The 23,477-nt window shown below is 34.7% G+C and carries 20 protein-coding genes; 10 read left to right on the top strand and 10 right to left on the bottom strand.

Annotation, left to right across the window (positions count from 1 at the left end):
- Nucleotides 1-12 precede the first annotated feature (12 nt).
- The 7 genes from HN014_RS03515 to HN014_RS03485 all read right to left on the bottom strand — a co-directional run bounded on the left by HN014_RS03515 (nt 13) and on the right by HN014_RS03485 (nt 7,539).
- Nucleotides 13-612: a hypothetical protein gene (locus HN014_RS03515; protein ID WP_176027506.1), complete on the bottom strand. Its 600-nt coding sequence runs from the start codon at nt 610-612 to the stop codon at nt 13-15.
- 177 nt (nt 613-789) lie between these two features.
- Entirely contained in the window at nt 790-2,748 is a 1,959-nt protein-coding gene (gene nosZ / locus HN014_RS03510) for a Sec-dependent nitrous-oxide reductase (RefSeq protein WP_176027505.1), read from the bottom strand.
- Nucleotides 2,749-2,755: 7 nt separating this feature from the next.
- On the bottom strand, nt 2,756-3,337 hold the full coding sequence (locus tag HN014_RS03505; protein WP_254884089.1) for a fasciclin domain-containing protein: 582 nt from the start codon (nt 3,335-3,337) through the stop codon (nt 2,756-2,758).
- A 32-nt stretch (nt 3,338-3,369) separates the two neighbouring features.
- Nucleotides 3,370-3,879, bottom strand: a complete 510-nt coding sequence (locus HN014_RS03500; protein ID WP_176027504.1) for a c-type cytochrome — start codon at nt 3,877-3,879, stop codon at nt 3,370-3,372.
- A 189-nt stretch (nt 3,880-4,068) separates the two neighbouring features.
- Entirely contained in the window at nt 4,069-5,289 is a 1,221-nt protein-coding gene (locus HN014_RS03495; RefSeq protein ID WP_176027503.1) for a hypothetical protein, read from the bottom strand.
- Between the two features lie 84 nt (nt 5,290-5,373).
- Entirely contained in the window at nt 5,374-6,102 is a 729-nt protein-coding gene (gene ric, locus HN014_RS03490; protein WP_176027502.1) for an iron-sulfur cluster repair di-iron protein, read from the bottom strand.
- A gap of 174 nt (nt 6,103-6,276) precedes the next feature.
- Nucleotides 6,277-7,539 (bottom strand): alginate export family protein, encoded by a 1,263-nt coding sequence (locus tag HN014_RS03485; RefSeq protein WP_176027501.1) that lies wholly within the window; start codon nt 7,537-7,539, stop codon nt 6,277-6,279.
- A gap of 227 nt (nt 7,540-7,766) precedes the next feature.
- Between HN014_RS03485 and HN014_RS03480 the strand changes: the two genes are divergently transcribed.
- The 10 genes from HN014_RS03480 to HN014_RS03435 all read left to right on the top strand — a co-directional run bounded on the left by HN014_RS03480 (nt 7,767) and on the right by HN014_RS03435 (nt 20,737).
- Complete coding sequence (locus HN014_RS03480; RefSeq protein WP_176027500.1) at nt 7,767-8,489, top strand: YafY family protein; 723 nt, start codon at nt 7,767-7,769, stop codon at nt 8,487-8,489.
- A 56-nt stretch (nt 8,490-8,545) separates the two neighbouring features.
- Nucleotides 8,546-9,007: a GyrI-like domain-containing protein gene (locus HN014_RS03475; protein WP_176027499.1), complete on the top strand. Its 462-nt coding sequence runs from the start codon at nt 8,546-8,548 to the stop codon at nt 9,005-9,007.
- A 493-nt stretch (nt 9,008-9,500) separates the two neighbouring features.
- Nucleotides 9,501-11,342: a histidine kinase gene (locus HN014_RS03470; RefSeq protein WP_176027498.1), complete on the top strand. Its 1,842-nt coding sequence runs from the start codon at nt 9,501-9,503 to the stop codon at nt 11,340-11,342.
- Nucleotides 11,339-12,076, top strand: coding sequence for a LytTR family DNA-binding domain-containing protein (locus HN014_RS03465; protein WP_176027497.1), 738 nt, complete (start codon nt 11,339-11,341; stop codon nt 12,074-12,076). The genes HN014_RS03470 and HN014_RS03465 overlap by 4 nt, the downstream gene beginning before the upstream one ends.
- Nucleotides 12,077-12,273: 197 nt before the next feature.
- A complete protein-coding gene (locus tag HN014_RS03460) occupies nt 12,274-12,684 on the top strand; it encodes a hypothetical protein (protein WP_176027496.1) in 411 nt (136 codons plus the stop codon).
- A gap of 43 nt (nt 12,685-12,727) precedes the next feature.
- On the top strand, nt 12,728-13,363 hold the full coding sequence (locus HN014_RS03455) for a hypothetical protein (RefSeq protein WP_176027495.1): 636 nt from the start codon (nt 12,728-12,730) through the stop codon (nt 13,361-13,363).
- A gap of 19 nt (nt 13,364-13,382) precedes the next feature.
- Nucleotides 13,383-14,522 (top strand): DUF6882 domain-containing protein, encoded by a 1,140-nt coding sequence (locus tag HN014_RS03450; RefSeq protein ID WP_176027494.1) that lies wholly within the window; start codon nt 13,383-13,385, stop codon nt 14,520-14,522.
- Nucleotides 14,522-16,015 (top strand): M48 family metallopeptidase, encoded by a 1,494-nt coding sequence (locus HN014_RS03445; RefSeq protein WP_176027493.1) that lies wholly within the window; start codon nt 14,522-14,524, stop codon nt 16,013-16,015. Before HN014_RS03450 ends, HN014_RS03445 begins: the two co-directional genes overlap by 1 nt.
- Nucleotides 16,016-16,350: 335 nt before the next feature.
- On the top strand, nt 16,351-19,365 hold the full coding sequence (locus HN014_RS03440) for a TonB-dependent receptor (RefSeq protein ID WP_176027492.1): 3,015 nt from the start codon (nt 16,351-16,353) through the stop codon (nt 19,363-19,365).
- A gap of 13 nt (nt 19,366-19,378) precedes the next feature.
- Nucleotides 19,379-20,737: a RagB/SusD family nutrient uptake outer membrane protein gene (locus HN014_RS03435; protein WP_176027491.1), complete on the top strand. Its 1,359-nt coding sequence runs from the start codon at nt 19,379-19,381 to the stop codon at nt 20,735-20,737.
- A 107-nt stretch (nt 20,738-20,844) separates the two neighbouring features.
- Here HN014_RS03435 and HN014_RS03430 read toward each other — a convergent pair whose 3' ends face one another.
- From HN014_RS03430 to HN014_RS03420, 3 genes are all read right to left on the bottom strand, one after another.
- Nucleotides 20,845-21,984 (bottom strand): cytochrome-c peroxidase, encoded by a 1,140-nt coding sequence (locus HN014_RS03430; RefSeq protein WP_176027490.1) that lies wholly within the window; start codon nt 21,982-21,984, stop codon nt 20,845-20,847.
- Between the two features lie 13 nt (nt 21,985-21,997).
- The gene (locus tag HN014_RS03425) at nt 21,998-22,519 is read right to left on the bottom strand and encodes a hypothetical protein (RefSeq protein WP_176027489.1); all 522 of its coding nucleotides are present in this window, start codon (nt 22,517-22,519) and stop codon (nt 21,998-22,000) included.
- Nucleotides 22,520-22,601: 82 nt separating this feature from the next.
- Complete coding sequence (locus HN014_RS03420) at nt 22,602-23,189, bottom strand: Crp/Fnr family transcriptional regulator (protein WP_176027488.1); 588 nt, start codon at nt 23,187-23,189, stop codon at nt 22,602-22,604.
- Nucleotides 23,190-23,477 lie beyond the last annotated feature (288 nt).

Here is a 23,477-nt window from a genome sequence, read left to right as displayed (position 1 = left end):
GCTGAATTTATTTTAGGAGAGGAGAGTGTTTTTTTGATTTTTTTTGCTGGTTATGTATGCGAATAGACAGAGGAGTATTCCTGCTCCTAAGAAAAAAGCTCCCAGTTGCGGATATGAATGCACTCTGAAATTTAAGATATCCTCAGATCCTAGTAGCGGAGGCTGAAACCCCATCACACTTCCGTCTGGATTTGTGAATTTCAGGATTGCTTTTGGGTCCAGGTTATGACCGTATTCATATTCCCATAGATAAAAGTCATAGATGCCCGTACATGCTAATACACTCATTATTATAAACCATCCCAAATACCACTTGTAGTTTTTGAAAAAACCGATGAGTACCCCGGTAAGTGCCATAAAAATGATTACTATAGGGAATATTTTGAATTCAGGAATCGTTTCCGGAATTTCCTGCATTCCTACATAGTGATTCATCAAATTTATATTTTTGATATCATGGGGGTGGGTGTCGGCAAATTTATAGATGTAGATATCCATTCCCAGAGGGGTAGGGTATTGAGGCGCTTCCAATGTAATGTTCCATAAAGGAAATAGAAACAAGGTTAGAATTATAACAGCACCAGATACCATCATTATTTTTGGCTTCGTCATAAGAATAATATTTAAAAAAAATGAAGCAGTCGTTTCGTATGATTACCAAGGGTCGTCCTTATCAGATTATTGAAGATATGGAAGTTCTTTTGATAGGCTGATAAGCATTGGTATATCATGACTGCTTCATTATGAGTGAATATGGTATTTACGTTATAGAGGTACCTTGTTTAAGGCTTATTCATCCCCTAATGACCAGCTTAATTCAATGTCGGAATCCTTTGGAGAAACACGAACATATCCTTGCATCTCCTGATGTAGTGCCGAACAAAAATCAGTGCAATAGAACGGCCAGACACCTACTTGCTTTGGCTCCCATACAAAAGACTCTGTCTGTCCGGGCATGATCAATAACTCGGATGTATTTGCTCCAATCATACTAATTCCGTGAGGGACGTCATAATCTTGTTCGAGATTGGTTACATGGAAATAAACTTTATCTCCAACTTTAATACCTTCGATATTATCCGGAGAAAAATGACTCCTGATCATGGTCATATAAATGTGAACCTCATTGCCATTTCGTACTACTTTTACATCTTCAGCAGACTTGGCAACATACGGGTGTTTGTTTTCTTCGAGTTTAAATATCTTTTTAGACTTTGATTTTATCAGATCTGCCGGACATCCGGCAGCATAATGAGGTTCTCCTACTGTTGGAAAATCCAGAAGTAACTCCATTTTTTCTCCTGTGATGTCATACAATTGTGCAGATTGTGTTACTTCGGGACCAGTAGGAAGGTAGCGGTCTTTTGTGATTTTATTCATTGCCAATACGTATTTTCCAAATGGCTTTCTGGAGTTACCTCCTGGAATCATTAAGTGTCCTACAGAATAGTATGTGGGTTTTCTGTCAATAACTTCCCAGGTACCTACTTTCCATTTTACTACTTCAGAAGAGATAAAGAAAGTGGTATATCCATGACCTTTATCATCAAACTCTGTATGTAATGGACCAAGTCCTGCTTGTTTTACACTTCCTGCATTCACAGTTTCAAAATCAAGGATCGGAATACCATAGGCTTCTCCTGTGAATTTTTTCTCTTCAATGGCTTTCATCATTTTAGAAAAAGAATGTACGGTTACATCAGCAGATAGCTTCCCACTTCCTACAATGTACTCTCCCGTAGGGTCTACATCACATCCATGCGGTGATTTAGGTGTAGGTAAGAAATATACTAAACCAGGACATTCTGCGGGATCCAGAACACGAACTTCTTTTCCCCACTTAGTGGTTGCAGTATGTGTTTCTTCGTCATAAATATTATGTGCATATCTAGTTGGCATTGTCTTGAATTTTCCGGCCTTGATATATTCTTCTGCCTTCTTCCAGTTTACTGCTGCAATAAAATCCTTATCATTTTGTGAAGCATTTACTTCTAGTAATGTACTTGCTTCTTCGGTATTATAGGTCGTGTAGAAAAACCATCCATGAGATTTTCCTCTTCCCGGGTGCGCTTTGTCATAATCGAATCCCGGCATTAGAATTTGAAAAGACAGATCCATATGTCCTTCTTCGGGATCTACTTTTAAAAAAGATAAGGCGCCTTTAAAATTACCTTTGTATTCTTTGATCGAAATATCTCTTTGAGGTACCGGAACCCCAAAACGAGTTCCTGCAATTACATATTCCGTGTTTTCAGTTACATAAGAAGAACTGTGGTTTCCTGCAGAGTTAGGAACTTCTATGATCTCAGTAGTTTCGAAAGTAGTAAGATCTATTTTGGCAATTCTAGGTGTATTATTCTCGTTGATAAATACCCAACGACCATCTAGTTCTCCATTTGTTTGCGAGATATCCGGGTGATGTGCATCTCCCCAGGGGATATGCCCAAAAGAAGTATTCAGCATCGGTTTTGTCTCTTCACTATATCCCCAGGCTTTTTCTGCGTCCTGAGAGAAGACAGGGATTATTTTGAACAGTCGACCGGAAGGAAGACCATATACGGCTAACTGACCACTGAATCCTCCAGAAACGAAGGCGTAAAAATCGTCGTGCTCTCCAGGAGGGACATATACTTTTTCTGCTGCGGATGCGTTTAAAGCTCCTTGCTGCTTAGATTTTGTTTTTGGGGTGCAGTTTATAATAGTTACTGCGATACTTATCATAAACAGATAAATGAATGTCTTTTTCATGTTTTATTTATTTAGAAGGGAGAATTACTTTATCAACTACATGTACAATTCCATTACCGGCAGGAACGCTACCAATAATTTTAGCGCCACCTACATATACTTCTCCATTTTTTACTTCTACCGGGATGTTTTCATTACTGGCTTGCCCTAGCTTTTTGAATTTTTTTATAAACTCTTTATCATAGGTTGCCGGAGTAACATGGTGCTTTAATATGTATGCGAGCTGATCTATATTTTCCGGCTTTAACAAATTGTCTACGGTTCCTTCCGGGAGTGCATTAAATGCTTCGTTTGTAGGAGCAAATACTGTCAGAGGACCAGCATTGACAAGTGAGTTTTCTAATTGTGCAGCTTGTACGGCAGCCACTAAAGTGGTGTGATCTTTAGAACCGATAGCTATGTGTAATACAGACGGTTTTGCTTCGTCATCTTTGATAAAAGCCTGCCCTTGCCTTTGTTGTGCCTCTTGCTGTTGGGACTTAGAGGGAGATGATACCTTGTCAACAGCTTCATTTTTACAACTTATAGTTGCAAAACACAATAAGAAGAGCGAGTATCGTATCGACTTTTTATACATGTTTGTGTTCATTAAACGTAATTGATTTTGGGGTTATTGATATTCTATAATGTTCTTAAGTATTCTAAAATTGTTCTGGCTTCTTCTTTGCTCAAGCTTTGATTTGCCATTGGAGAACCGTTAAACTCAATAAAGAGTTCTTTGGCTAATGGATCTTTCTGAACCATTTCTTCGGGATTTAACATCATATTCATCACCCATTCAGGAGTTCTTCTTTTTAGAATACCTGCTACCGGAGGACCAATGAATTTTTTGCTGACTTTATGACAAGCCATACATTTTGTCTTGAAAAGAGCTTGTCCGTTAGTAACCATTGAACTATCGGTGTTTTCAGGCAATTCTATAGAAGATATGGGACCAACACCTTTGTTTGTTAAGTCAACCTTTTTGGATGCAAGAATAACGGGAGAGGTTGTTTCTTTTTCTTCTACCTTATTCGTTGAGGTATGTTTTTTTCCAATTGTAAATTTTTCTTCTTTCTTTTCTTGTTTTTCACTGCAACTCATACACAGTAAAACAGAGAATAAAAGGAAGAATGTTCCTAGTCTCTTCATAGTAGTGTTTTTTAGAATTTAATACCCGATGTCTGAACTTTAAGACAACCTTACTTTGTTTTGAGATAGACAAAAGTAATTGACAAATAATAGTTTAAATATGATTTAAATCATATATTAGGATAAAAACATCTTTTATTCTTTTAACTAAAAAAAAATCATGATAAACTCTTTATTTTTATAGATGAATTACAAGAGAGAAGATCGGTTTAAATGCCTGAGATTAGAAAAAAGAAGGAAGCTGATACCAATCGGCATAAAACAGCTCAGTAAAGTGAGTAGAAAAAAATAGTGACTAAATAGAGGAAGTTGTAGCCAGATAGATATTCCTTTGTAGCATATAAGAAGCTCCGAACCTATGAAACCAATTAAGTATAGGGTCATAGATGTTTTGGGAAGTACTATTAAATAAAAATGATTGAGAAAAAGTAATAAAGCCAGGCTGATGATTCCTAAGAATGTTAGGTGAAGATATCCTATTATAAGGTCTAAATTAGAGTGAACAATATTAGAGAAATAAGGAAACGCCGTCAATGTCTGGAGAAAAAACTTAAGACAGAGTAACCCTAAGATAAATCGATACAGACCTCGTTTAAAGGGGGAGAGGTCTTTGCGAAAAATAAAAAAAGAGCTATTACTTATTTTGATGAATACCCCAAGGCCTAATAATTGACTAATAGCTCCTGTGCCGGCTAAAAGGTAGACTAGTGATTTTGGAGTGTTCCACAATACAGATAAGAAAAAAGACAGGAGGATTCCTATCTGAAAGGAGTAATATAGCAAGCGTTTTCTCTTTCTTGGGATGTTTATTTTTTGTTGTTCCAGTATGTAAAAAAAGACCCCTAACAATGAGAGAAAAAACCAGCCATTATATTGAAAATGAAGATAAAAATAAATGGCGTGTTTGTACCAGGGAGAAAAACTGCCTAGTGTATTCATTATGATTCCTAATGCCCAGGGACCAATACTGGATAGAATCATATAGATTAAAGCGCTTCGGATTAGTGCATATGAAAACGAGTTTTTTTGTTCGGGAGTTGTATTTTTTATAAACAACCAGAAAAAGTAATAAGAAGCAACTATAAAAAGAGAAGAAAACACAATAGAAAAGAAAGCATAGCCTGTAAATGGAAAAGTAAACAACATGCCTATAATGGTAATTTGTGTACACCAAAAAAGCCTTTTGTATGTTTTGCCGATGTTTCTTTTGGATAAATATAACTGGTAAATCAGAGAGGTTATTCCTGTGTAGATCCAACCTAATAATGCCACATGTGAATGAGTGTGTACAATATGCTTATAATTTGTAGAAAGGAATATGACATGAGACATTCGCAGTATAATCCCTAAAAAGGCAATGATACAAAAGTATATTATTCCGATAGTAGCATGTTTTTGTATCTGTACCATGGTGGACTTCTTTTATGATATAGCAAACCATATAATCTATAATGAAATAAAAATATGGTTTGCTATTGTAAATAGAAAAGCTTTTTACAGACAGTTCTGTACTTTTTTTTCTAAAGCTACCGCTTTTGGGTGAACAATATTATTTTCTAAATGAATATGTAAGTGCAAATCTTGTTCAAAATCATCTAACTCAGCATACAACGCCTTAAAAGTGTTGCAGGCTTCTTCTGGAGGGGTGTAATTATTTGTCAATTTAGCAATTGTTTTAAAAATTGTCCCAGCGTTTTCATGTTCATATTCCATCATTTGTACCGGGTTTTTTACGGTTCCAAAATGAGGAGAGGCATAGGGAGTTTGTGTTTGGTCAGCTTTGATTAGTTTTTTTATAAAAGGGAAAAGAATTAATTCTTCTTTTTTCATATGAGTTGTTAATTCATTCGCTACTTCTAAGAACAGTTCCTTAATTTTAATAAGTTCGGGGTAATGATGTCCATGAACATTCGCTACTTTCTCAGTGTATGCCAATAAGATACCAATACTCTCCTCTACATAAGTGTGGTGTACATGTATGATATGGTCGATTAAAAAGCCTAACTCCCAATTGTTATAATCAAACTCCTTTTTATTTTTTTGATCAATAGCCATTAATTCATTCCTAACTATATCATAATCGATGTTATGATTAGAACAAGCTTTTTGAATAGTGATTCCTCCTCCACAACAAAAGTCAATTCCATATTTCTTAAAAACGTGTGCTGTTTTTATATTATCAGCGACTACTTCTGCTACTGTTTTTTGTGCCGTAATTATCATAGGATTTCTTATTAAAGTGAAACAAAATTAAACAAGGCTTTAAGAGGATTGTGAAGATACTGGCAGATACCTATAACTTTATATGATCTCAATCATATAGTTTCTTTTTATGATGACAAAAGCACATTAAATACCTGTTATTAATGTGCTTTTTTTATAATGATTTATTGCATTTTAATTGTTACTAGTGAATAAGGTTGGCTTAATAATAAGCATTATCCATCCCCAATTATTGGTGTTTCCATCTGTATTTTCTTTGAGAAGTTCCATTCCATCAGCCGCAAAAAGATGAGAATATCCGGCTTTTATAGCAATGTCTTTTTGCATCTTGTATGAATAGACTAAGTCAATTTCATTACCAAATTGAGTATCACCATTAGAAGGCATATCTGCAGCCGCAGAAAAATTATGTATGGCAACCAGTAAATTTGCTTTGGTTGTAAGGGCTATTTTAGCTTTAGCATAAAGATCGATGAGCCCTACATTATTGATATGATTCCCGACATAGAAATAATCCATCAAACCATTAAACTTATGGTTTGTTCCATAAAATGGATTAAAAGCAGTATTTTCCCTATTTGAAGTGGTTCCATTGTCGTTTCCACTTTGTACTTCGATTCCTAGAATAGGAGTAAAACTGGGAGTGATTTTATAACTGGCTTCTAAACCAAGGAGATATGCATTCAGGTCATTGTCAGCCAGGTCATTACCGAATTGATAATATGCATTACCAATAATACCTAGTTTATTTTTTTTATAACCAAAATGGGTTCCTGCTGTCTGACTATATCTAGTTTCATTATTATCTGCATTAGTATCATCAATATATTGAAGACCATTATTGAGAAATAATAAACTAGCAGAAAAATTATTCCAATCTTTATGCAACCAGGCATATTGCAAACTTTTATAAGTATTAGGAGTAGTTAGTGTTGTTTCGGTTAACCTCTCAGCATCTTGATTAAAGGCAGCACCTATGTTTAAGGTAAATCTGTTTTTTTGGTAATTTAATACAGCTGCATCATGACTACGTGCTTGTTGCGCCCAATCTACACTTCCGAAAATACGTTGATCATCCAAGGAAATTTCTTGTCGACCAATTTTTGCAGAAAACTCCGGAGTAAACATAATTTTTCCCCAGGCTTCATGAATACTTAAACCGTTTTTGTCAGCAGTGTTTAGCTGAGGGACATCTCCCCAAATTCTGATATCCTGAATGCTTAGAAAAAAGTCCAGCTTTTCAGTTTTATAAGCTGTTTTTAATCGTGTTCGTTGAGAAACAAACGCTGCGGGGTCAACATTATCAGCAAAAAGTGTTTTGAAACCATGCCTGTATTCGAATCTAGGGCGTAATTCGGCATCAATTTTTAATTGAGCGTTCGAAACATAGGTAAAGAATAAAAAAAACGCCAAAGTGAAACTATTGTGTATTTTCATAACGGATATAATAAGAATTTATGGTTACAAAATTTAAAAGATAAAAAGGGATAGGAAATGATAAATGTCATTTCAGACACGTTTGTTTTATTAAGGAGGAAAAAACGTAAGGTTTTGAACCTTTTTTAAAGATGATCTTTAATGAATAAATCTTGTGTTTTGAGATAAAAATAATAAAGATAGTTTACGGGAATAATGTACTTTTGATAGAGTATCAAGAAATTCTTATGGAGAAAGAGAAACCAAGATTGGTAAGGCTTACCTCAATTATGACGCAGCTGCAATCCGGAAAATTGATAACAGCCAGAAGTATTGCCGAAAAGCACAATATAAGTATTCGTACCGTCTACAGAGATATTCGAACATTAGAAAAATCAGGAATACCGATTGTCACAGAGGAAGGAAGAGGATATTCCCTGATGGAGGGATATAAGCTGCCACCAGTTATGTTTTCTGAAGAAGAGGCAAATGCTTTGATAACGGCAGCAGAAGTGATTAGTGCGAATAAGGATATTTCTTTGGTAACTCATTATCAAGAGGCAATAGCAAAAGTAAAAGCAGTTTTGAGATATTCTCAAAAAGAAAAAACCGAGCTTCTGGAAAATAGAATTCACGTACGAAAAGATCGGGATATAACCAGTTCTAGTAACTTTTTAATTTCTCTTCAATCTGCTATCACTAATTATCAATTAATATTTTTGGATTACCTGTCCCTGGAAGATAATAGGACGCAGAGAACCGTTGAACCATTTGCGTTGTACAGTACTAATGAAAACTGGATTTTAATCGCATTTTGTAGATTAAAAAATGAGTTTCGATCTTTTAGGCTAGATTGTATAAAAGAAATAAAAGTAGTCAAAGAACACTTTACCAAACATCCGATGACATTGCAGGAGTATTTCGAAATATGTAAAAAAACATGGGAGGAGAAATCAAAAAAGAACCCCTGACATAGGGTTGACATTACTGTCTTATAAGTTTGCAGAGAATCATTAATACTAAAGACATGAAAAAAGTAAACATGACTTCTTTTTATATCATAGGAGTCTCTGTAAGAACTACTAATGAAGAGATGAAAGCAGCAACTGATATTCCTGAGTTATGGAATCGGTTTATGACACAACAACTACAGGAAGTAATCCCTAATAAAGTAGATGAAACCTTATACGCAGTATATACAAATTATGAGAAAGATCATACCAGACCCTATGATACCGTTGTAGGATGTGCGGTTACCTCCTTGGATAATATTCCCGAAGGGATGGTTGGGATAACCATATCAGCAGGGGAGTATATGTCATTTGTATCTAAAGGTGATTTGACTCAGGGAGCTGTATATAATACCTGGTTAGACATTTGGAATACCCCTTTGGGGAGAACTTACAAAACCGATTTTGAACGCTATGGGGAAGCGGCTAAAAATCCGACAGATGCCGAAGTAGAAATTTTTGTTGGAGTGATGAAATAAAGGATCATCTGATGCGATGAAAATTCCAATTCCCGATACTACAAAAGGAAGAAAATATGATGTTTTTTGTACTATTAGACTGGGGGGATCTATTCGTTTAAAAAAATAATTTTATGTGCTATTTGTATAAACCGTTTGGATGAGGGAATTGGAATTTTATTGTTTAGGTGGTCTTCTGTTTTATAGAAAAGAAATACTTGTTTTTCAAAGTATATTCTTTTCTATAAAAAGGGGTTTATTAGTAAAGGGGTTGCTATTTTTTCATTGAAACAAACACAGTCAAAAAAGTACCTACATTATGTCAAGACGTAACTTATTGCATGTATAACCCGTAGGTACTTATATAAAATCACTTTCTGAACGAAACATAGACCCGTTTTTTCCGTAAAGCAAAATAGTTTTAAATTCGATTAGATAGGTTTTATATTCGATGTAGTGAATACAGTGTGGATTTAGTATTTTAGCAGTAATAATAAGCCACTACCCCTCTACTATGAAGTCATCCATACAACTTAGCTGTATATTGATGCTGTTTTTTTGTTTTATGAGTTGTGATAAAAAAGCAACTATACGACCCGCTATAACAACTACACTAAGTGCTCTAGATACAATATCACAAAAAAAACCATTACAAGCTTTAAAAAAGATAGATAGTCTATCCAAATACGTCGAAGCAATAAATGAAGCCGAAATAGCCATATTGTTGTTTAAGAAAGGGGAAATTTATTTTTTAAATGATCAGTACTATCAGGCGTTAAAGGTTCATAAACAAACCTATCAGCTATTTCATAAATTAAAAGATGATTATAATAAAGGAAGAAGTTTAATAACCTTATGTGCAGCAAGCTTACATTTGGGGAAGGTAGAAGAAGCACAAGAATACGCTCTGGAAGCACTTCGTATTTCGCAAGATATTACTAACGATAGACTCTGTGCTAAATCATATAATCAACTATTTCATCTGCATCTCAAACTAAAAGATTATAACAAAGCACTTACTTATATAAAAAAGGCGGATTCCGTCTTTACACATTTACCGGATACAATTTCTAAAATAGCGATAAAAAGTAATATGTCTAGTGTGTATGTGCTACAAAAAAAATACAACAGAGCTCTGGAGAATTATCAGGAAATTATACAAAATAAGCAGTATACCAAAGATCCTAAAATGACAGTTAGTATTCTCAATAACATAGGCTATACATATCTTAAAGCTAAAGAAGAGAAAAATGCAGAAAAATTTTTTAGAGGTGCGATAACATTAAATAAGAATATCAAAGCGATTAATGCAGCACCATATAAAGGACTGGGGCATATGTACCTGATGTTGGGAGTTCATGATTCGGCAACAACATATTATGAAAAAGCATTAGGAGAATACAAAAAACATACGAATCATAGCGAATCGATTGAAGTTTATGATAAACTGATTTCTATAGCCATTCTAGAAGAGAAATATCAACGGGCTTTGGAGCAACAAATTATTAGAGACAGTATTCAGCAACAGCAAACAATAGCGGAAAAAAATAAATTGCTTTCATTCGCAAATGTAACCTATGAAATTAAACAGAGAGAAGCAGAATTGGCATATGAAAAAGAATTACATGAGAGTAATAAATTACTCTTTGCTACTATTGTATTGTCTTTATTACTTGTATTAATAGTAGTTGGTTTTTGGCTATATACGACCAAGTTGCGTTCTGCTAATACGGCATCGAAGTTAGAACAACGCTTATTGAGAGCACAGATGAACCCTCATTTTATCTTCAATACCTTGGCAGCAATCCAAAACATAATCTTAAAAGGAGATTCTCTGCAATCTTCTAATTACATTGCCAGGTTCTCAAAGTTAATTCGTCAGAATTTTGACTATGTGAGAAAAGAAAAGATATCGCTACACCAGGAGATAGGAATGATAACTAATTATATAGAGACACAACAATTGCGGTTTAATAATATGTTTACCTACACAATTATGGTAGAAAAAGCCATCAATACCAGAGAAATTTTTATTCCTCCTATGCTCTTACAACCATTTGTAGAAAATGCAATCGAATACGGATTAAAGCATAAAGAGGAAAAGGGAAAGTTGTTAATTGATATTTCGGAAACCAAAGAAGGTGTTCAGTTTGTCATTGAGGACAATGGAGTGGGAAGAAATGCTTTTTCCAAACAAAAGGAAATAGAAGATGAGGTACATGCTACAGATGTTTTTAAGGAACGGTTGAAGCATAGAAAAAAAGGAGAGGAAAAACATTTTTATATTCAGGATTTAGTAAATGATATAAAAGAATCTATAGGGACAAGAGTTGTATTTAAACTAAGAATGCTATGATTAGAGCTGTATTGATTGAGGATGAATTTAATGCAATGAATGCATTAGAGAAATTGATAAAATATACACAGAAAGACATCACTATTGTCGCTAAAATAGATAATGTACCTGAGGGAATTTCTTTTCTTAAGAATGAAACTGTAGACCTGGTATTCTTGGATGTAGAATTGGTAGGAGGAAGTGCTTTTCAGATTTTGGATGCATTAGATACAATTAATTTTAAAATTATTTTTACGACGGCCTATGATGAATTTGCTATAAAGGCAATTAAATTTGAAACCATAGATTATTTGCTAAAACCGATAGATTCGGATGAGCTGTTTAAGTGTATAAATCGATTTAGAGTAGGGTATAAGAAAGAACTCGCCTATAAAAAAGCAGTAGAGAAAATATCAGAATTAGATAAAAAAGAAGAACAAAGAACCCTGTTGATTAAAACTTCAGATCAGCAATATTTTGTGCAGATTGATGATATTATACGTTGCCAGTCTGATGGGAGCTATACAGTTTTTTATACCACAAATCAAACAATTATGAGTGCCCGTAACCTCAAATATTATGAGAATTTATTGAGTAATCACACCTTTGTACGAGTACATCAATCCCACTTGATAAATATAAAATATATCCAGACGCTGACCTCAAATAATACTGTACACCTGACCGGAGGAGAAAAAATTCCGGTAGCAACAAGAAAGAAATCGTATGTAAAACGTATTCTGGAACAATTCTAATTCGGTTCAGATATAAAATTAACAGGGACACATATAAAATGATTAGAGAATAAGGTAAAACCTCCATGTATTTTTGATTGAAATTGAAGTAAACTACCTCGAGTAAGAATAAGAGGAGTTACTTAGGAGATAATTGTATTTCAGGGGAAGCCCCGGGATATATCTTGATCATCGAATAAACATCAAAAGAAAATATAATGGGATTAAAAGAAAAGAGATTTACCAAAATATTTCAGGAAGAACAATTTCCAGACTTACAACAACAGATTTTAGAGGCATTAGGAAATGAAGTCCCTATGGAAATTGAATGGGAAACATTATTTGAAGAACGTTTTATTCATTTGTATTCAGAGACGTACCCTAAGATCTATTTTATACCTCTGATCGAAGCCTTTAAAGCAATTGGAGTTGATGATTTGGGTAAAGAAGCCCTGAAAGAAGGAATCCATAAGATTGTGATTTGTAACAAGAATGATCATCATAACCCAGAACGAGCTTATACAATTTCAGAAGGAGTATTAACCGTAGATCATAGTCCTGTACTGAATGCAGATAAAGTAGAAGAACGGATCTCAGTATTACAGCAAGTTATAGAAAACTCTTTATAAAAAAGTCTCCTTTTCTAATCTAAAATAGAATACATCAATAGAAATGGACAATGAATATCTGCGACAATTCAAAGCGAAATCTCCCACTTCGGTAATACAAGAATTATTTAGGACAGCACCACAGTGTTTGATTGAGATTTTATTGCGTAATGGTGCGTGTATAGAAGGAACTATTATTGATTGCAGTGATAGCTTTATTTGTATGAGGGATAAAAGAGAGAAAGTGAGTTATTTTTCTCTTTATGAGATAACAATGGTCTCAGTGCTACAACCTAAAAAAGCGGCAGTGATATTATCTGATGGGGCTATCAGCAGACCAGTGGATGAGAAAGCATCCATAACAGTTTTGGCACTAAGAAGGTGGCTGATGAGCATGATAGCATCATTACGGATTCCCGATTTTACAATCACTTTACCAGATGAGTTAAAGTCAGTAGAAGAGCGGCTCAATATAAGAGATTGGGTTGTTCATTTTTGTCGTGCCATAGCCGAAATACGATCGGACACTTTAGGAAAAGAAGCCTGGAGTACAATTCGTAAAATAGAACTGCAATTGACCTCGGGGTCAATAGATATATCCAAAGATCAGGATATAATTTTAGGAAAAATTAATTATCAAAAAGCAACACCATCAAACTTAACCAAAACTCTAGAAGAGCATTTGTTAGAAGTGTTGTGACAAAAAATAAAGAAATACCATGGGACTAAAAGAAAAACGAGCTGTTGAAGCATTTAGAACAACTCATTTCGAAACCATAAAAAATGAAATAAATAAAACTGCGGGATTTGAAATTTCATTTGATATTTCCTGGGATACATTATGTGAAGATCGATTCTCTCACTTGTATGATGACACATTTCCCAAGATCTATTTTTTACCACTATTAAACGGGCTAAAAGAAATCGCCAGTGATGATATGGGACAGCAAATGTTGCAGACCGGTTTGAAAAAAGTAACTATTCTTAATCAAGATAATAAGCACAATCCAACGCATGCGATTACTTTTCAGGGAGGAGTATTAACAATTGATCATAGCCCGGTTTTAAATGCAGATAAAGTGGAAGATCGAACCGAAAGAATTGTTTTTCTATTAGAAAACGGTCTGGAAGAAGTAATAGAAAGTTCTTCAGTAAAAGAAGAAAAAAAAGCAGCTGACGAAGAAAAAGTATTGGAAGAGCTGGATATAGAAGTGCTTTATAATCAGTGCGTGGCAAGGTCTTTTGAACAGCAAAACATATTCGCAGATATGGTGAGTGATCAATCCTGGGATTTTAACATGGGAAAAGGAACAGTCACATTTGGAACACAGGAATTTTCAATGCAAATGTTGGGGACATATTCAGAAAAAGAAAAATCCTGGTTATGGGCATGGGGAAATCAACAAAGCGGGATTCCAGAAGTATTATTAGAAGCAGTTCACGAATTACGTTCCGTAGGAAGTAAGTACGGAGTGGAAGATTTTGTAAGTCCTAAAATAGATACAGAAGAAGATCCTGGACATTTCTACGGAGCCATTGCCAGTTCCTTAATAGGGATGAGCTGTTATTGTCCGTTAAAATTTAAAGGACTAAATGTCTATGTATTGATTAAATCCGATGAAATAGAAGCAAAGGAACTCAAAGAACCTTCATTACTGGCTGCTAATTTTACGAAAATGCTTACAGCAGTAGCCTGTTCTCATAAACATGCACTGTATTCATATTTAGAGCAGAAAGGATACTCTATGGAGTTGACAGGGAATAATATTGTGGCAACTAAAGAAGGCGATCAGCTTCTTGGGATTTTTGACCTGAAAGGGAGGTTAGTAAAATTGACAAATAACAAAGTAGCAGTATAATGACAGCATATCAATCAACAACCTTGCAGGAGTTAGAAGAAGAACATCAGACAGCGATTTCTGAGGCGCAGACAATAATGATGAAAGAATTGGAAGAAGCTCAGTTGACCGGTGATATGGATAAAATTCGTGTCAGCAGTAGTGATTTCCAAAAGAAGACAAGCCAGTTAGTAACATTATATCAAGAAAAAATAGAAGAAATCAATGCAAGAGGAGAGGTAGATACTTCTTTAGAAGATAAGGTATATGGAAATACCAGGAGCGGATTGATATTAGATAATTTGGTATATGAAGGAGATAAAGAGTATGTATTAGCTTTTCAAAAAGATAATCAGATTCAAAAAGTACTGGAAACAATAGAAAGTAATAACCCAGTATTTAAATCGAGAAGGCATCTTTTGAAATCCAGTTTGAGATTGACAAAAACATTAGCTCCTCAGTTACATGAAATAGGGACACATTGCAAAGAAATACTAAAACTCAAAAACAATATAGAGTTTTTTGTCTACCAAAGTGATGTTTTTAATGCATCCTGTTATCCACCGGATGATAACACACTGTATATCATTCTTTCATCAGGGATCTTAGAACGATTCCAAAAAGATGAATTGAGTTTTGTTGTCGGACATGAAATAGGGCATGTTCTTTTTGAACACTTTAAGTACCCAGTAAAACACATATTGGAAGAAGGGAGAGATACATTAGCTCCTATTCATGCCATGAAATTATATGCGTGGAACAGAAATGCTGAAATAAGCGCAGATAGAGCAGGTTTACTGTGTTGTCAAAGCTTTGAAGCAGCAGGAAGAACTTTTTTTAAATTATCATCAGGAGTTACAACAGACTCGTTAGATTTTCAGTTAAGTGAATATTTACAGCAATTTGTAGACCTGGAAAGTGTGTTAAATGATGCAGGTCACGATCCTTCAGATTGGTATTCCAGCCATCCTTTTAGCCCAATTAGAATAAAAGCATTAGAACTTTTTAATAAGAGCGAAACATATAAAAAGTTTAACAATGCGTGCACAGTAGAGATTACAGGAGAAGCTATGGAATCCGAAATCAAACGCGTAATGTCACTGATGGAACCCCAACACCTGAATGGAGGGGCAGAATATACCCATAAAATACAACGATTTATGTTTTTGGGAGGGTATTTGATTGCTAATGCCGATGGAACAATTGAAGAATCAGAAATTCAGGCATTGAGTAGTATTGTCGATGCATCAATATTTGCAGAATGTATGCTTACCATACAAGGGTTGGAAGAAAAAGAAATGATAGGAGAGCTGGGAGCGCTTGCCAAAGAGTTGGATGTAGTACTGTCAGTAATGCAAAAACTGAATATTTTGAGAGATTTATCGATTATAACCTATGCAGATGGAGCTATTGATGACTCTGAGGTAAAAGTACTGTATACTTTGGCAGTGATGTTGTATATCAATACAGAATTTATCGATCGGGTAATTAGTGATGCACAAGGGATAGAATAAAGTTTGTAAATACTGTTTTTACTGTTTTTATTTTTTGAAAAGCATGTGATTTTATATCGCATGCTTTTTTTGTTAAAAAACATGTAATTTTTATAAAAAGAGAAAAAACAAAATATACCAAAAAAGAAATTTGAACTGATTTAGTAAATCATTGATAGAAAGAGCACAATGCAACTTACTGTTAAACCATAATTTTATTAAATTTTTCTTGTTAAATTGTCTTAAATATTACTAATAATGTAATAAATAGTATTTTTTACAATGATTTATTGTGGTTTATAGATAATTTCGCCCGCTGAAAACTAGCTAATAATAAACTAATTGCTTAATTATCTATGAAAAAAAATCATGTAAAAATTCTCTTAAGCCTTTTTTTTCTGTGTTCTTTTTTAGCAAGTGCACAAGAAGGAATGGTTGAGGGTACCGTTCGTGGTTCAGATGGAATTCCTTTACCCGGAGTAAATATTATTGTTAAAGGAAAAACAACAGGAACCTTATCAGACTTTGATGGGAATTATACAATAAAAGCAACTTCAAGTGACATTCTTGTTTTTTCTTTTGTTGGTTTTGAATCAAAACAAGTTCCCGTAATGGATAAAGTGAAAATCAACGTAACATTACAAGAAGATGTAAGCGCTTTAGAAGAGGTAGTAGTGGTAGGATTTGGTACACAATCCAGACAAAATATCACCACTAGTGTAGCTTCTATTTCTGCAGATCAAATAGCCGAAGTTCCTACTCCAAGCTTACAGAGTGCTTTAGTAGGTAAAGCAGCTGGAGTACAAATTACACAGCTCAATGGTAAGATAGAAGGAGGAGTAAAAGTACGTGTTAGAGGAATTGCATCTATATCAGCATCTCAGGAACCGTTATATGTTCTGGATGGAATCCCTATTAATAACACGAATGAATCAAGAAATGGAGCGCCATTAAACCCATTATTATCATTAAACCCTAATGATATTGAATCTATTGATATTTTGAAAGATGCTTCTTCTGCTGCAATCTATGGAGCCAGAGGAACAAACGGGGTAATTATTATTACCACTAAGAAAGGAAAACAAGGAAAAACGCGAGTGTCCCTAAATTCTTCTTTCGGAATTAGTAGTGCAACTAATAAAATAGATCTGTTAAATGCTGCAGAATATGTGGAGTTACTTTCAGAAGCTTCTGTAAATACTACAGGTAGTACTGCTGCTGCAGAGCAGGATTTTGATAGGCAGTCTAATGGTAAAGACTGGCGAAATAATGAAATAGATACAGATTGGCAGGATATTGCACTTAGAGAAGGGTCTGTACAAGACTTAGGAGTAAATATTTCAGGAGGTGGAGATAAAACCCGTTTTTTCGTATCTACAGCCTATAATAATACCACAGGAATTGTATTAGGAAATGAGATGGAGCGATATACATTTAGAGTGAATGTGGATCATGATATTTCTAATAAATTTTCTATGGGAGTAAAAACCAGTTTGGCAAAAACGATTATTGATCGGATTGCGAATGATAATGCGTTTTCTACTCCATTACAATCCATTGCTCAATCACCATTGTCTTCACCATACTTAGAAGATGGAGAGACTCCAAATGCAGCTGGACTAGAGTATTATAACTTTCTGTTCAATGAAGTGAATGCGAGGATTAAAAATCAAGTCTGGAGAACTTTTGCAAATACCTATTTAGAATATGAATTTATTCCAGATGTAAGTTTTAGAAGTGAGTTTGGATATGATATGTTATCACAGTCTAATGATCAGTTTTTTGGTAGTTTGACTAATACAGGGAATGCTGTTGGAGGATTTGGGTCAGTATCGTCAACTCAAACAGAAAAGTATAACTTTAATAACTACTTTAAGGTTGATACAGCTATTGGAGATTATGTAGATTGGGATATGACTCTAGGAATGAGTTTTGAAGATGAAATAAGACGCTTGGAATTTGTGGAAGGACAAGGGTTTCCATCAGATGAGTTGATAACCTTGAATAATGCCAGTCAAATTACAGCAGGAGGATCTCGAAAAGATCAGGTTAATTTTCTTTCATATTTCGGACGTACTGGGTTACGAATAAATAACAAATACCTCTTTAAGGCCAGTTTGAGATATGACGGATCTTCTCGTTTTGGAAAAGAGAATAGATTTGGTTGGTTCCCGGCAGCTTCTGTAGGATGGATTGTATCAGAGGAAAACTTCTTACAAGGATCTTCATTCTTATCATTGTTAAAATTCAGAGGAAGTTGGGGAAGAACAGGTAATGCAGAGATAGGAGATTTTAGAGGATTAGACTTATTCCAAAACTCACCATATAATAGACAGGGAGGACTTGTTTTTAATCAGATAGGAAACCCGGATCTGAAATGGGAACGAACAACTCAGGTAGATGGAGGAATTGATATAGGATTCTTTAATAATAAAATTAAAGCAGAAGTAGATTATTATGTAAAGAATACAGATGAGCTACTTTTAGCAGAACCAGTTCCATCAACTTCGGGAGAGACAGGAGTGTTTAAGAATATAGGAGAATTAAGAAATAAAGGGTTGGAAGTAGTCATCAATACTAAAAATATCTCTAGCTCCAATTTTAACTGGACTACTTCATTTAACATTTCTACCTTTGATAATGAGATAACGAAATTACCAGGAGGAGATATCATTAACAGTAGAAATATTGTACGTAAAGGAGAAAGTATTTCATCATTTTATTTAGTAGAGTATGCAGGAGTAGATCCGGCAAATGGAGATGCACTTTTTATTAAAAATACAGAAAATGCAGATGGTACTATTGATAAGAGTACCACGAATGATTTTTCAGAAGCCAGACGAATTATAGCAGGAAGACCATTCCCTACCTTAATCTCAGGATTGACCAATACGATTAACTATAAGAATCTGGATTTTTCTTTTACTCTTCAGGGAGAATGGGGAGCTTCAATATATAACGGGGGAGGAATATATCAGTCTAATAATGCGATAGGTAGAGATAACCAAACCGCTGATCAGTTAAACAGATGGCAACAACCAGGGGATATTACAAATGTTCCTCAAGTTAGAAGAGGAAGATCTAATGGAGATCAGCATACTACTAGATATCTAGAAGATGCGGATTTTATAAGATTAAGAAATATCACTTTGGGATATACATTACCAGAAGATATCACCAAGAAGTTTTTTGTGCAAAGATGCCGAATCTATTTTACAGGGGTTAATTTGTTGACATTCACTGATTTTAGTGGATATGATCCTGAATCTACAGGGGACCATTTTGGAGGTAATAATCAAAGAGTTGGAGAAGCATTTTACTCGGCTCCAGCAGCGAAGACATATACCATGGGGATTAATGTTGATTTTTAAAAAATGACCAATCATGAATATTAAGAAAACGATTATAAAATTTAGTGGGATACTTTCGGTATTGCTACTAATAAGTTGTGATGATAATTTAGAATTAACCCCACAACAAGATATAGAAGTAAAAGATGTAATTACTACAGAAAAAGGGGTCAAAAATGTATTAATTGCCGCTTATGAAGTAGCAGGAAGTAACGATCTGTTGGGAGGAGGAATCCATAATGCTTCTGAGTTATTAGGAAATGACCAGCTAATTAATTTTGGAGGAACTTTTAATACGTTACGTCAGTATTCTATTAAACAAATAACTGTTATTAATACGGATGTTTCAGGTATTTGGATTGACAGTTATAGAGCGATTAATCAAGCTAATATTGTATTAGCGAATAGTGATGTTATAAAAGATGAAGAAGAGAGAAGTCGTTTGGAAGGAGAGGCTAAATTTATCAGAGGAGCTGTATATTTTGAGTTGATAAAGTTGTTTGGAAAAACATATCAAGAAGGAGGACAGAATACCCAGCCGGGAGTACCTTTAGTGTTATTGCCAACATTAAATTTGGATGAAATAAAAGAACCATCTAGAAATACAGTGGAAGAGGTGTATACTCAAATTCTTACGGATCTTACAGAAGCATATAATATACTACCAGAAGCAAATGCAGAGTTTGCAGATAAATATGTAGTAAAAGCATTAATGGCAAGAGTATATCTGCAGCAGCAAGCGTATGAAGAAGCAAGAGATGCTGCTAATGAGGTTATTCAGAACAGTGCTTTCGAGTTACAAGATAATTATGAAGATGCTTTTAATAACCCAGAAGATGCCAGAGAAGATATTTTTGCATGGCAGATAACAATACAAAATGGCCGTAATGAGATGAACACTCATTGGGCACCAGAGAATTTTGGAGGAAGAACAGGTCTAGATATTGCTGTAAATGATGAATATTTAGAAATATTTGATGACTCCGATGATGAGCGAAGAACCTTCTTTTATAATGCTGATAATGGAAGAAGAGCTTCTACAAAATGGCAGGAGCAGTATGCGAATGTTCCGTTTATCAGATTAGCAGAATTATACTTGATCAGAGCAGAAGCCAATGAAAGATTGGGGACAACAGAAGGAGATAGTCCGCTGAATGATATTAATAGAATAAGAACCAGAGCAAACGCAGCTGAACTTACCGCAATAACGCTTGATGATATTTTATTAGAAAGACAAAGAGAATTAGCTTTTGAAGGCTTTGCGTTACATGATCTTAAACGTTTGGGAGGTTCTGTAGATGGAATTGATGCTAATGATGATAAATTAGTACTTCCTATTCCACAAAGAGAAATGGATGCAAACCCAAACTTAACTCAGAATCCAGGATATTAATTAGCCGTTAATATAAAAATTCGCTTAACGAATTTTGTTCATTAAATATATTCACCCCTTAGTTTTGCTAAGGGGTGTTTGTTTTAAAAGATGCTTATTTAGTAGATTTATTTAATATCCCCTCCTACAGGAAGTCCACTGGGAACACTTTTAGGAATTGATTTATCAAAATGATCATCATTTAAGGAAAGCATAAAGGCAATAATAGATTCAAACTGTTCTTCGTCAACCTCCATATCGGCTAAGTCCTCAGAAAGCATATCACCATTCACATTTGGATTTTCAATTTCTCCTTCTCCCAGTGCTTCATAGAATTCCATTACTTCTTCAAGAGTTCGTTTAGTACCGTTGTGCATATAAGGACCTGTGATGCTTAGGTTGCGTAATGTAGGAGTTCTAAAACGATATTGTCCATCTCCCCCATCATCACTTTCTTTTAGGTCACTATGATCCGCTACTCCAAGACTGTGTAATTCATAGTCGCTAAACATCGGTCCGCTATGACAATTGGTACACTTACTGTCAATGAAAGCCTGTAGTCCACGAATTTCCAGATCTGATAAAGCATCAGAATTTCCATTTACGTATTGATCAAAACGACTGTTATTTGCAATCAGAGTTCTTTCGAAAGTTGCAATAGCTTTAAATAGATTCATCTCAGTAATACCATTCGTTCCATAAGCAGATTCAAATTGAGCAACATAAGTAGGGATTTTCTGTATCCGTTGAAGAATAGTATCAATAATTATATCTTTTTCGAATCCATGTCCTCGCATTTCTTCTAAAGAGAGTATGGGAAGCTTGGCTTGTGATTCCAGTGAAGAGGCTCTGTTATCCCAAAACATTGGTGCTGTAGTAGGATCATAGGGGGTATTGTTTTCGATACCGTTAAAAGCAGTATTTAGGATTGTCGGAGAGTTTCGTTTGACCAACATTCCTCCTGTTCTGCTTTCACCAAGACCTTTTCCTCCAATTCCGGAAGATAGAGCTCTTCCATCTGCATATCCTTTGTCAGGATGATGACAGGTAGCACAGGAAACTGTTTGATCTCCGGATAAGATAGGATCCCAGAAAAGGTTTTTTCCAAGTGTTACCCGAGCTTCTGTAATTTCATTATCTAATGGAACTCCCGGTTTTCCTGGGAGTGCATCCAGACGTTCATCAATAGGGACATATTCAGCCTCAACTGCGCAACTACTACATAAAATACTAACAATGATAAATATGGGGTTTTTTAAAAGTTTCATGATATGATGGGGTTTAAAAGTTAATGGTAAGACCTATTTTAATTCCTGTTCCTTCAGTATTTAACTGTTGTATACCGGTGCTCAATCTGATGGAACGATTAAATTGATACCCAATATCCAACCCTGCCTGAAACCCGAAATTTGTTATAGTCTCTTCTCGCTCTTCATTAGCAAATAAGAATGAGAAACGTTCATTCAGATAAATACCCCCTCCATAGACAGAGGCATAGAATCCCTTATATGGGTTTTTGCCAAAGTCATAATCAAACCCTCCAAGAACACCAAAGCCGTTTAATAAAACATTGGTACCTCCTAAGGATCGTATATAATTCGCTCCTACAAATGGTTTTAATTTTTTTTCTGTGGATAAATTGTATTTTGCAGTAAGCCCGATTGCACTTTCATAGGTGCTTGAGTAATCCCCGGAAATAAATAAATATCCGTCTGTAGAAACACTCCATTTTTTAACATTTTCTTGAGCATTCATGGTGGTAAAACACCAAAATAATAATGGCAACATCAATAACTTCTTCATATTCTGACCAATTTTTTAAAATTTTCACAAATGTATGGTCAAAAAAGAGGAGCAAATCTTGATCTATGTCAATAGTTAATTTTTACTCAAACAGAATTTTCTTTTTGAGACGACTAAGTGTTTCCGGAGAAATATTGAGATATGAGGCAATTTGAGTATTGGGAATTCGATTGAGAATATCTTTGTGTTTTTTGGAAAAATTGATATAACGCTGAGTTGCATCTAGTGTATAATATTCTAATTCTTTTTGCTCTTTTCCAACAAAAGCTCGTCCTGCCAGCACGTAGAAAAGTTTGTACCATTTATGATTAGATTCGGCAATGGTCAGAATTTTATTTAAATCCCAATAATATACAGTTGCATCTTCCAGCGCCTGACAATATAATTTGGATGGAGTGTGCTCTATATAGTCTGATAGAGAGGCGACAAAAAAGCGTTTTCCAAAGATAAAATGTTTTGTGTGTTCTTTGTCATTTTTATCCTGGTAGTAGTGTCTGGCAATCCCTGTTTCTAGAAAATAAAAGTGAGAAATCCGCTGCCCTGGTTTACAGAAAAAATCATGCTTTTTTATACTTTTTTTGGATGCCATAGAGAAGAATGTTTTTAGCTCATTATTATCTAAGGGAATTAAACTTCTAAGTTGTTTAGCAATGATGTCTTCCGTCTTCATAAATCTCAATTGTAAAAATAACAGTGGGAAAATACTAAAAATCATTTATATGAAGAAAGAAGATGTAGCATGAAAGAGGTGATTTTTAATGGGGTATAAACTGTAAGGTGACAGGAGTTAAGGAATAAGAAAGTAAAAACCGAAAAATACTACTGATATAAGAGAAAAATGGGTAATAAAAAAAGAAGCGATACTCCTTATAATATATACCGACGAGGTAACAAATAAGAAAAAATAGTATGTAAGAAAAGAAGCTCTTTAATTCCTGTGCCAAAAGATGTAAGTAAA

Origin of the sequence: Aquimarina sp. TRL1, assembly GCF_013365535.1 — a bacterium.
Lineage (GTDB): Bacteria > Bacteroidota > Bacteroidia > Flavobacteriales > Flavobacteriaceae > Aquimarina > Aquimarina hainanensis.
Note: the sequence above shows the minus strand (reverse complement) of the source record. Positions and strands in the feature narration are given on the sequence as shown.